Raw genomic sequence first — 11,701 nt, 5'->3', positions numbered from 1 at the left:
GATGAAATTGCCCGCAGCAAAGAATACAGCATCGGCAGCTTCACTCTCAGAAACCAGAAAATTACCGCTTGGACGCAGTTGACAACGAGTCAGAATTATGGAAAAGAAAATAATATAAAAAGTGCGATCGAAACCGAGGCAAAAGGAGTTCGAGCCACCGTCGGCAAATACGAAATTTTTACCACTTCAGTAGAAGCAATGGACGCAGCACTAGAAGCAGCCGAAACAGGCTCTTTAGTTGTAAATCAAGATTTTCAAACCAGCATTGAACCCCTACCGCCATCTAACGACGGCTATTTTTATTTAGACTGGCCCTCCAGCAGGCCAATTTGGGAAAAGCAAATCCCGCTGTTGAGGTTAATTGAACTTTCGGCAAGACCATTGTTCGACCACTTGCGATCGCTCACTGTCACCAGTACGGGAGAAATAACAGGAATTCGCAAAGCTACAATATTTATGCGGCTGAATTAGTCAGAAGGAAGTTCGGCAACGGATTAGCTTTCTGAGGATGTAACGGATGTCAGTCCGAGGGAAGTCGGAAGAAGGAAGAAACTATGCCCAATTCCCAATTCCCAATGCCCAATTCCCAATAACTAAGGAGTAATCACTACTGGCTGCTTCACCTTTTTCGGTTGCCCAAAATAAGCTTGAAACACCTCTTTGGCGATCGGGGCCGCGGCAACAGAACCATAACCGCCATTTTCCACAACCACGGCGATCGCAATTTCCGGCTTGTCAGCAGGCCCGAACGCTACATATAAAGAGTGATCCTCCTGTCCAATAACCTCCGAAGTCCCAGTTTTGCCTGCGGTCATCGGAATCGTACCGTCATTCAATCCCTGTCCCGTACCCTCGGCAACCACCGCGATCAGTCCTTCCTTAACCACCTGAATTGTTGAAGGTTTCATCCCCGTCTGTACCCGTTGAGTCTCCGCTGTGCCGGTCATAGAAGTCAAAAGATGAGGCTTCACTCGATAGCCCCCATTAGCGATCGAACTCACCATCACAGCCGCCTCCAAAGGAGTCACTAACACCAACCCCTGACCGATCGACATCGTTACCGTATCACCCGCATACCAAGGTTCTTTATAAATTTTCTCCTTCTCCTCCGGCGTCGGGATTTGACCGTGATCGCCGCCGCCTAGCCCCAAAAGATTCAAATCCGTATCCTTGCCAATTCCCAAGCGGTGTCCCCACTTAGAAATTTGCTCCGGCCCGGTACTAATCCCCACTTGATAAAAAAACGTATTGCTGCTGAAAGCCAAAGCATCCCGAAAGCCGATGTCGCCGTAACCACCGCTGTGTTCGTTAAAATCAATTCCCCCCACAGTAATGTAAGATGAAGTACCGAGAATTGAGTCCGGCGAATATTTGCCCGACTCCAGACCTGCTACGGAAGTCACAATTTTAAAGGTGCTGCCTGGGGGATAGCCTTGCATAGCCCGATTCAAAAATGGATTTTCCGGGTCTTGAAGAGTTTCCCACTCATCCTTAGTGATTTTTCGCGTAAACAGATTGGGGTCAAAAGTCGGGTGGCTGGCCATAACTAATACCGCGCCGGTTTTGACATCCAGCGCGACTACTGCTCCCCGGCGGTTCCCCAGAGCTTTTTCGGCTGCTTTTTGCATGGACAAGTCTATGGTTAGCTGCACTGCCTCACCGGGTTTGGGCGGTGTCTCTCCCATCAGCCGCAATTCTTGATTTTGGGCATTTACCTCGATCAGCCGATCGCCCCAAACTCCCGCAATCTTCTGGTTAGAACTCGCTTCTATGCCCATCTGACCGACAATCATCCCCATCGGGTATTCCGGATGAGCTTCCAAGTCTGCTGCGGTAGCCTCGCCAATATATCCGATAACGTGAGCCGCCAAACTGCCTTCGGGATAGTAGCGGTTCGCTTCTGGCCGCACTTCCACTCCCCGCATCTGTCCCACCTGTTCTGCTAGTGGCACAAACACCTCTGGCGGCATTGCTTGCTTGAGCCGCACCGGTCTATAGGATTGAGGATCGACCTCTTTTAATTTTTTTAAAATTTCTTTCGCCGGGATTTTAACCAGCGGACTCAACTTTTCTGCTGTCGCTTTCCACTCTTCCGGTGTTTGTTCTTTCGGCCACAAATATACCGATCGAGCTAAATTGTTTGCTGCTAGCAAGTTGCCCTTGCGATCGATAATATGTCCGCGATTCGCCGGCATTGGCACTAGGCGAACGCGATTGTTTTCGGCTCTTTCCCGGTTTTGCTTCCCTTGTACCAGTTGCAATTCCACCAGCCGACTAGCGTGCAGACCTAGCAAACCTGTTGCCACCAGCATTAACACGATCGCCCGGTGTATCGGACGCTCCTGTTTCTTAGGAGTTTCCGCGAGGGTTTTGTCAGAAGAGGGAAATGCTGAGATTGAATAAACTTGTCGTTGCATCATTCTATAGGTAGATGTCAAATCCTAGATTTTAGATTCTTGAATTGTCAATTGTGAAGTATACATCATCAAAGCGGGGACAATCGGGCCTTGACTCTTGGGGGAAACGGAATGATCGATCATTAACTTTTGACTAATCACTAATAACTCGTAACTCATGACTGCTGACTGCTGACTAATCCCCCAAGCACCAAGAAGTAGCCAGAAAAATCAAGGCCAGGATCAGCCAATTAGGGAGGTGGAGCCAGCCGGATAGGCTTATAGGTAACAATACCAAGGCCTGTGTCAATAGGGAACAGATCGCCAACAGCAAGGCGAGGAGTATCAAATTTATCATCTTGACACCGTACAATTTCGGATATGAGCCGCTCGCCTGTGGCAGAAATCCGAGTGGCACAAGCGAGCGCGATCGTACAGGGATTGTCCTGATAGACATAAGAAAGAGAAGCCAGGAGGTTTTGAACTAATTTAAAAAAAATTATTCTTCCTCCCAAGTTTGGATTCTAGGGGCTGCGATGGGTAGATTCTGATTTGTGGTTTTAAGTTGTGACCGAGGAGTATTGCCATGTTGTTTAATCAGCGACCCAATTTCAAAAACTGTGCGCTCTTGGCTGCGATTGCCGCGATCGCCGCCCTACCAGTTTTAGCAGAAACAGCCAATTTCGGCACTTTAACTTTATCGCGAGGTTTTGCAGCCCCAACAGCAGTTTTGAGAGGTTCCACAGGCGGATCGTACTCTCTATCTGTCATAGCCAACGCCGATCGCCACAAAAACAAATGTTTGGGTTTTGCCACCCCAACTCCCGACCACATAATAGTCTTGCAGCAAAAATTTTCAAAACTCACGCTCCAAGTCAACAGCGGAGGCAAGGACACAACCTTACTCGTACAAGGCCCCGGTAATGCGGTGCGCTGCGGAGACGACATAGGTCAGAATAAAGATGCTGGCATAGTTGATTCAGACTGGCAAGCAGGCTCTTACAAGATTTGGGTCGGTACTGTTGAACCCGGAGTCAAGTCTAACTATACAATCTCAGTACAGGAATAGAACTGAGCGACGCTGTGGCATAGCCACAATAAAATGTCGTCAAATTCTACCCCCATCTCCCCATCTCCGAGTGATCCACTGCCCCAATCTCCCACACTCTTAATCTCCCACTACCCAATCTCCCGATCGACCGCTCACTTCCCCCATCCAGTAAAATGTAAAATCGAAAGTGGCGTGTTTAACCAAAATAGGTAACTCCGAAAGTGCTAAAGACTCTTAGAGCTGACTTCAGTATAATTTTCGATCGCGACCCTGCCGCTCGCAACTGGCTGGAAGTTTTGTTTTGCTACCCCGGTCTTCAGGCCCTAGTGCTGCACCGCCTCGCACACTGGCTTTACGTGTTGGGACTTCCCTTCATCCCCCGCTTGATTTCCCACATAGCTCGCTTTTTGACCGGAATTGAAATCCACCCAGGGGCAACCATCGGCAAAAGCGTATTCATCGACCACGGTATGGGGGTTGTGATCGGCGAAACAGCGATTATCGGCGATTTTGCCCTAATTTACCAAGGTGTCACCCTTGGCGGTACTGGCAAACAAAGTGGCAAGCGTCACCCTACCGTCGGCGAAAACGTAGTTGTAGGTGCCGGGGCCAAGGTACTCGGCAATCTGCAAATTGGCAACAACGTTCGCATCGGCGCCGGTTCCGTCGTACTCCGCGACGTACCATCTGACTGTACAGTGGTAGGGATTCCCGGCCGCATCGTCTATCGATCGGGAGTGCGCGTCAATCCCCTAGAACACGGCAGTTTGCCGGATTCGGAAGCTGTGGTAATTCGCTCTTTGCTCGATCGTATCGAGTCCCTCGAACAGCAAGTAAAAAGTTTGCTTCCTCAAGCATCTGTCTCCTTAAATTCTGCTCCCAATTCCCACAATTTCCACTCAGTATCAGAAGCTTTAAACCAAGCCAGCAATGTAGCCTTAGCCGAAAAAACACAGCTAGTTACAACCCCTAGCTGCAAGTTAAAAGATAAAGCAATTCAAGAATTTTTCGACGGCACCGGCATCTAAAAACAGTTTTGAGTGTTGAGTTTTTCCTTGGAAATTTTTCAACTTAAAACTTTCTTACTGACAAAAGTCAACAGTTAACAGTCAACTGACTTCAAGGATTAACCGATCGAACAGACCAATTTCCCTCCCCGTCGCGGCGATAAAGCGACCTGTTTTGCGGTTCCCCCCGCAACTCCAAAAAATCCACCGTTTCCGGTTCCAACAACAGCAAGCAAAAATTAGGCAGCGGCTCGATCGCATTTGGGGAAGCAGAATCAAAAGCACTAGCCTCGGCTTTGTCATCCCCCGGATGCGGCCAAGCAAACTGTGATCTAGCCGCCTCAGAAAGCTCCTGCCAAGTTGTGCACCGCGATGAACACAACTCTGCCTCTGGATAATCTGCCCCTACCAAAACTAGCTTTCCAGCAATCCGAAATTGTTCGCGAGTTTTTGGGAAATACCAGCAAATTTCCCCCCAAGGATAGAGGTTAATTTCCTCGGCTTTTTGGCTGCGAATATCTGTAATAAATTTCAACTGATTAGTATCAGCTAAGAAACCTCGAAACACCACAGTGCGGTTGGCCGGACGCCCAGTGGCGCGAACAGTTGCTAGTTGCAAGTAGCGGGCAAAAGCGAGACTGCGGTTGCGGTGGAGCGCGCGAGCTAAGGGCGATCGCCAAAGTGCTAAAGACATAATTAATAACCTATCATATGGGTAATCGGTAATGGATAATCGGTAATGGGTAATCGGTAATTGGGAATTCTATCCGTTACATCCATTAAATCCGTCGAGCCAATATGTTGCCGAATTACCTGCTGCTTCTCTTGTCTAAACTCACAAATTACAACTATTAAAATCTTGCTATTGGTAATTTTATGTCAAATTCACTCTCAAAACTCAAAACTATTGAAACTCCCCACAGCGGCTACCACTGGGACGGCAGTTCCCGGCGCTTTTTTGAAGGCTGGTACTACCGAATAACCTTACCAATTCACGGACAATCCTTTGCATTCATGTATTCCATCGAAGACCCCAGAGGCGGTCAACCTTACAGCGGCGGTGCAGCTCAAATTCTCGGCCCGAAAGATAGCTATTTGTGTCGCACCTTTCCCGATGTAAATAAGTTTTGGGCCCACCGAGAAGGCTTGGCTTTCGGACATTGGGGGAAAACAAATTTACAACTTAAACCAGAATATTTAGAACCGCAAGTATTCGACAGCAGAGTCGAAGAAGGCTATCAAGCTACTGCTACTTTAAATCAAGGTTATCTGCACGATCCGGGAAGTGGCAGCCACTGTTTTTGGCAGTACGAAATTCGACCTATTTATGGCTGGGGAAACTCTGAAGAGATCCAGAAATCAACGGCGGGAATGCTATCTTTTCTCCCCGTATTTGAGCCGGGATGGCAAATTTTAATGGCTCACGGTTTAGCCACGGGCTGGATCGATTGGAACGGCGAACGCTACGAATTTAAAGATGCTCCCGCTTACAGCGAAAAAAACTGGGGCGGTGCTTTTCCGCAAAAGTGGTTTTGGGTTAATTGCAATTGTTTTCAAGGCGAAAAGGATTTAGCTTTAACTGCTGGTGGGGGCAAGCGGGGCGTGCTGTGGTGGATGGAATCGGTAGCAATGATTTGTCTGCATTACCGAGGCAAATTTTACGAATTTGTGCCTTGGAATTCGGAAGTTAGTTGGAATATTGAACCTTGGGGAAGCTGGAAAATGCAGGCGAGAAACAGTCAGTTTGAAATTGAGTTAATTGGCACTACAAACAGTTATGGTACTTATTTGCGAGCTCCTACAGAAAAAGGTATGGCTTTTTGCTGCCGGGATACGACGCACGGCGAATTGCGCTTGCAACTGCGAGAGTTGTTGGGGGGAAATGTGGAAAAAAATGGCAAGCAGCGTTCTAGAATTATCTTAGAGGCTCAAAGTTCTTTATGCGGTTTGGAAGTTGGGGGCGGGCCTTGGGATGAAGTTTGGCGATCGAATTAAGTAATTAGTCAGTAGTCAGTCGTCAGTTAATAGTTAACAGTAGTCATAACAGCCATGATCAATTTACTCGGTTTGCAATTGGGCAAATTCTCCCGCAGCCAGCGGTTACAAAAAGCTCTCAAGGTGATCTTGGGAGTAATTTTATGTTTGAACACAATCTTGATGCCGACGGCAATTGCTAGTGCGGCAGGTGATTTGTCTCGGCAACCTGTCACCGAAATTACTGTTAGTTTAGGTAACGAAGCTGGGGAACTAAAGTTTTTTCCCAATCTCTTAGAATTTGAATCGGGCAAGCGCTATAAATTAGTGCTGAAAAATCCTAGTTCGCAGAAACATTATTGTACTGCTAAAGACTTTGCTGATGCAAGTTGGACTCAAAAAGTTGAAGCGGGTAAGGTGGAAATTAAAGGAGCTATTCACGAATTGGAACTTAAACCGGGCGCTATGGCCGAATGGGTTTTTGTTCCGATGAAATCGGGAACCTACAACCTGCGCTGTACCGTAGCTGGACATACAGAGGCGGGGATGATTGGCAAAATTACGATCGCCTCTTAAGTCCGAGTTAATACATTAACAGATTGACTAATTTTTGTGTAATCGGAAAACCAGTCTGACGCTCAAAATGTCTGAACATTGGACTAGGATTAGCCTCTAAAAATATATACTCACCGCTTGGCTTAAGACGCCAATCAATAGCAGTCCAATCGAGCATAAATGCCTTTAATATTGCTAAACATTGTTGGTGAACTGAGTCTGGCAAATCTATCGGAATTAACTCGGACTCTAAATCTTCCCGAAAGTCCAAAGCTTGACTGCGAATTTCGGCAGAATAGACTGATTCGCCAATCACATAACTGCGAATGTTTGTCCCAGGAATATACTCTTGTATCGTGATTGGTGAAATACTCAAAGCCAAGTCCAGCCGATTAGGTTCTAAATGTGCCTCTGTCACCAACTTGGTATGAGCGCCACCATAAACTGGCTTAAAAATTACTTTTTTCTGAGATTGGACAAATTCCCTAACTTGCTCTGGATTGTTACTGATTAAAGTTGCAGGAATTGTCACTCCTATTTGCTTTGCCAAACTCAGTTGTAGGGGTTTTTCTTTATGAAATTGGTATGCCTGCCAAGAATTAATCCAGCGAGCCGGACAAGCTTGCATTAGCGATCGCACTGTACTCATGGAATCGTTCAATGCAACTTGCTGTTGATTTGCATCTTTTAAATGTGCAACGCCAACACCGGAAAAATTCCGCCAAAATACACTGTGAATATCTTGAAAATTCAACTGGCGACCTCCGGGCAGCGTCAAGCACCCAACCAGGGTATCAGGTTGCCAAGACAGACGTAATTGTCTTGGAAACAGATAGGTATCTAAATAATCTACTTCTGCACCGGCTTGGGTGAGAGCATCTTTTATATGAGTAGCATGAGCATCTGAATCATTACCCAGAATTAAAATATTCATGGAAAAATTAAAAATTAAAAATCATCAATCTATGTGCTAAAATCAAGTACAGATATGAAAAGTCGCATCACTTATTGTGAAAGTGTTGCAACTTTTGAACTCTTGAACAAAGACACTCAAATGAGGCTATATCTTTGAAAGTCTCATTACAGAAACAATCGGAATAGTTCAGGAGTTAGGCAAAAATTATAAAATTGTTGGCAGGAATGAGATTACTAATAAATAGGGCCTCCACCGCCTTCAAACCAAGCTTTCGTGTAAGGTCCTCCACCCTCTTCACCTATAGCCAGAGTGGTCACCGGAGGATCGAAAATAGGAGGCGGGGGAGGAAATCCTCCTCCTCCTTCACTTCCCGGACAGGGAGCTGAGATACACTGTATCGAGCCACCTCCACCTTCTTCACCTAGAGCCAGAGTCGTGAAACGAATTCCACCTCCGATGTGGGCGGCCTGTTCATCAGTTAACGTCTCTTCAAAATCCAAATCAATGGCTTCGAGATCAGCAATATCTAGATCAAAAGGATGATTCATAAAATTCTCCTACTTGAGTAAAAGATTAGGTGTATTGACACATAATCTAAATCAAGAGGATGAAGTGATGTTGCCATTTTGGCAAATTTGAAAGTAAGTATTGTAACTGTTAATTAAAAAATGTTAAGCTGACTCTAGCGGAGCCATTGTCAGCCCGGCACGGCTCAATTGCATATGATAAAGTTCTGCTTGCTCTTGCGGGCCAACCCAGACGGTGGCCTGGCCTTCGTGGTGGATTTGGTTGGCGAGTTTCCAAGCTTGATCGCTCGTCATGCCAGGAATGTATTTCGTCAAACATTCCACAACGTGCTGGAATGTGTTGAAATCGTCGTTGAGAACTATTACCCGATAGTTGGGATAAGGTTTGCGGGTAACTTGACTCGATCGAACGGGTGCTATGGTTGGTGAAGAGGTCATCGCGCGAACAGCCACTGAAACTACAAAATTCGTAAAATAGTTACCTCTAATATCATAACACAATTTCACAAATTTTCAACCCGTACTTGGTATTTTGATCCGCTTCGGGGTTTATTTTCACTGCCGGGCCCTGCATTAGACTTCTCCAGAAATTGTGGGGATTAGGGGTTAGGTATCCTGCCCCCCATTGACAGGCTTTTCTGGAGTAATCTATGGCACCGTGCCGATTAAACTAAAGTTAACACTCGATTGAGATCAGAAGTGTCGCCGTCAGAATACGCTTGCACCAGAAGTTGCTTTAAATCTTCAATCAGCGGATAGCGGGGGTTAGCTCCGGTACACTGATCGTCAAAAGCTCGATCGGCCATTTCCTCAACGCGAGCAAAAAAGAAATCATCACTCATTCCCTGACTGGCGATCGCCTCCTGAATCGTGCTAGGAATATCTACCTGACGCTTGAGATCTTCCACCGCTGCGATCAACTTCTCAACTTTTTCATCTTCTGTATCGCCGCCCAAATTCAGATAGTCCGCAATTCGAGCATAACGCCACTTGCTGTTAGGATACTTGTTTTGAGAAAAAATCGCTTGTTTGAAGGGAACATCCGTTGCATTGTAGCGAATTACATGGGAAATCATCAGCGCATTCGCTAAACCGTGAGGGACATGGCAAGTTGCACCTAATTGGTGAGCCATTGAGTGACAAACCCCCAGAAAAGAGTTAGCAAATGCCATGCCGGCGATCGTAGCAGCATAATGTACTTTCTCCCGCGCTTTCGGATCGTTAGCACCATTTTTGTAAGCGCTGGGCAGGTATTTAAACAGCAAACGAATCGCTTCTAAAGCCAAACCATTTGTATACTCAGAAGCCAACACAGAAACATAAGCTTCTAAAGCGTGGGTTAGTGCATCAATGCCGCCGTAAGCAGTCAGTTTCCGGGGCATATTCAGCGTAAGTTCTGGATCGACGATCGCCATACTCGGAGTCAGAGCATAATCTGCAAGCGGATACTTAATCCCCGATCGTTCATCCGTAACAACCGCAAAAGGCGTGACTTCCGAACCCGTTCCCGAAGTAGTTGGAATTGCTACCATAATTGCCTTTGAACCCAAAGGCGGCAGTTCGTATACCCGCTTGCGAATATCCATAAACCGCATCGCCAATCCTTCAAACTCAATTTCTGGGTGCTCATACATCAGCCACATTACTTTAGCAGCATCCATCGGCGAGCCACCACCAAAGGCAATAATCACATCGGGATGGAAACTATTGCATATTTCTAAACCTTTGCGAACAGTAGCCAGCGAAGGATCGGGTTCCACATCGTAAAATGTGTAGTGATCGATGCCGATTTCTTCCAAACTATCTGTGACTTCCTTAATCAATCCCAACTCAAACAATGGTTTATCGGTCACAATCAAAGCACGTTTCTTACCTGCAAGATCCCTCAAAGCTACAGGAAGACAACCCGACTTAAAATAGATCTTGGGAGGAATGCGGAACCAGAGCATATTCTCGCGCCGTTCTGCTACGGTTTTGATATTCAGTAGGTGATGGGGTGTCACGTTAACAGAAATGGAATTATCGCCCCAGCTACCGCAACCGAGGGTAAGGGAGGGATCGAGGCGGAAATTGTACAAATCGCCGATCGCACCTTGAGAAGAAGGCGTATTAATCAGCACCCGCGAAGTCTCTAGTTTGCTTTCAAAATAACGAATGTGCTTCTGATTGTGCGGAGCGGTGTAGAGTACAGAAGTATGTCCGTGTCCGCCAAAAATTATCAGCGCTTCCGCTTTGTCTACTGCTTCAGTAAAGTCCTTGGCGCGGTACATTGCGAGAATCGGCGAAAGTTTTTCACAAGCAAAGGGTTCTTCTTTACCTATCGCATCCACTTCTCCAATCAAAACCCTGATGTTTGACGGCACTACAAAACCCGCAATCTGTGCCACCTTTTGCACCGATTGTCCGACTATTTCGGCATTCAATCGACCATCAATTAAGATTACCTGCCGCACTTTTTCCCGTTCTTCAGCATTCAGGAAATAAGCACCGCGCTTGATAAATTCCAGTTGCACTGCATCGTACACCTCATCCACAACAACCACCGATTGTTCCGAAGCACAAATCGTGCCGTTGTCGAAAGTTTTGCTGAGCAAAATTGAGCTGACAGCCATTTGGATGTGGGCGGTTTCATCAATGATGGCGGGAGTATTTCCTGCGCCGACACCGAGGGAGGGATGTCCTGAAGAGTAGGCCGCTTTTACCATTCCCGGCCCGCCAGTTGCCAAAATTAGTTTGATATCGTGGTGCTGCATCAAAGCTTGGGAAAGTGGCACAGTTGGCTCATCAATCCACCCAATAATATCCGGTGGTGCTCCTGCAGCTACAGCAGCATCGAGGATGATTTTTGCCGCCGCAGCCGTGCAGGATTTGGCGCGGGGATGGGGCGAAAATATAATGCCATTTCTCGTCTTGAGCACGATTAAAGACTTAAAGATGGTGGTGGAAGTCGGGTTAGTTACAGGAACGATTCCCGCCAGCACTCCCACGGGTTCGGCAATGCGTTCGTAGCCAAAATGCCGATCGGACTCGATGATACCGCAAGTCTTGTCGTTTTTGTATTTGTTGTAAATCATTTCCGAGGCAAAATGATTTTTGATTGCCTTATCTTCGATAACTCCCATTCCCGATTCTTTGACTGCTGCCTTGGCTAAGGGAATGCGGGCGGCATTAGCGGCTAAAGCTGCTTGCTTGAATATGCGATCGACCTGTTCTTGAGTGTAGGTGGCAAATTCAGCTTGGGCTGCTTTCACTTTTTGAATTAGGACTTCTAATTC

11 protein-coding genes are annotated in these 11,701 nt (G+C 46.7%); 5 read left to right on the top strand and 6 right to left on the bottom strand.

Features of this window, described 5'->3' with window-relative positions:
* Nucleotides 1–471, top strand: a 471-nt coding sequence (locus QUA38_RS23410) for a DUF3352 domain-containing protein (RefSeq protein WP_333166089.1), incomplete at its 5' end; no start/stop codon positions are given.
* A 122-nt stretch (nt 472–593) separates the two neighbouring features.
* On the opposite strand, the gene mrdA is transcribed toward QUA38_RS23410, so the two are convergent.
* A complete protein-coding gene (gene mrdA / locus QUA38_RS23405; protein ID WP_333166090.1) occupies nt 594–2,420 on the bottom strand; it encodes a penicillin-binding protein 2 in 1,827 nt (608 codons plus the stop codon).
* 604 nt (nt 2,421–3,024) lie between these two features.
* Here mrdA and QUA38_RS23400 point away from each other — a divergent pair.
* A complete protein-coding gene (locus tag QUA38_RS23400; protein ID WP_333166087.1) occupies nt 3,025–3,465 on the top strand; it encodes a hypothetical protein in 441 nt (146 codons plus the stop codon).
* A 203-nt stretch (nt 3,466–3,668) separates the two neighbouring features.
* Entirely contained in the window at nt 3,669–4,475 is an 807-nt protein-coding gene (gene cysE / locus QUA38_RS23395; RefSeq protein ID WP_333166085.1) for a serine O-acetyltransferase, read from the top strand.
* A gap of 91 nt (nt 4,476–4,566) precedes the next feature.
* Here the strand turns inward: cysE and QUA38_RS23390 are convergent, their stop codons facing one another.
* Nucleotides 4,567–5,148, bottom strand: coding sequence for an Npun_F5749 family FMN-dependent PPOX-type flavoprotein (locus QUA38_RS23390; RefSeq protein ID WP_333166083.1), 582 nt, complete (start codon nt 5,146–5,148; stop codon nt 4,567–4,569).
* Nucleotides 5,149–5,330: 182 nt separating this feature from the next.
* Here QUA38_RS23390 and QUA38_RS23385 point away from each other — a divergent pair, with 182 nt between their 5' ends.
* The gene (locus QUA38_RS23385) at nt 5,331–6,449 is read left to right on the top strand and encodes a tocopherol cyclase family protein (protein WP_333166081.1); all 1,119 of its coding nucleotides are present in this window, start codon (nt 5,331–5,333) and stop codon (nt 6,447–6,449) included.
* 54 nt (nt 6,450–6,503) lie between these two features.
* The gene (locus tag QUA38_RS23380; RefSeq protein WP_333166078.1) at nt 6,504–7,004 is read left to right on the top strand and encodes a plastocyanin/azurin family copper-binding protein; all 501 of its coding nucleotides are present in this window, start codon (nt 6,504–6,506) and stop codon (nt 7,002–7,004) included.
* Nucleotides 7,005–7,011: 7 nt separating this feature from the next.
* Here QUA38_RS23380 and QUA38_RS23375 read toward each other — a convergent pair whose 3' ends face one another.
* The 4 genes from QUA38_RS23375 to adhE form a co-directional block, all read right to left on the bottom strand.
* Entirely contained in the window at nt 7,012–7,917 is a 906-nt protein-coding gene (locus QUA38_RS23375; protein WP_333166076.1) for an MvdC/MvdD family ATP grasp protein, read from the bottom strand.
* Nucleotides 7,918–8,132: 215 nt separating this feature from the next.
* On the bottom strand, nt 8,133–8,447 hold the full coding sequence (locus QUA38_RS23370; protein ID WP_333166073.1) for a hypothetical protein: 315 nt from the start codon (nt 8,445–8,447) through the stop codon (nt 8,133–8,135).
* Between the two features lie 123 nt (nt 8,448–8,570).
* A complete protein-coding gene (gene clpS, locus QUA38_RS23365) occupies nt 8,571–8,864 on the bottom strand; it encodes an ATP-dependent Clp protease adapter ClpS (RefSeq protein ID WP_190743461.1) in 294 nt (97 codons plus the stop codon).
* 227 nt (nt 8,865–9,091) lie between these two features.
* Nucleotides 9,092–11,701: bifunctional acetaldehyde-CoA/alcohol dehydrogenase (gene adhE, locus QUA38_RS23360; protein WP_333166070.1), on the bottom strand; the 2,610-nt coding region annotated here is incomplete at its 5' end.

It is taken from the genome of Microcoleus sp. Pol12B4 (genome assembly GCF_036701385.1).
Classification (GTDB): Bacteria; Cyanobacteriota; Cyanobacteriia; order Cyanobacteriales; family Microcoleaceae; genus Microcoleus.
The sequence above is the reverse complement of the archived record's forward strand: the minus strand, read 5'-3'. Positions and strand labels throughout refer to the sequence as shown.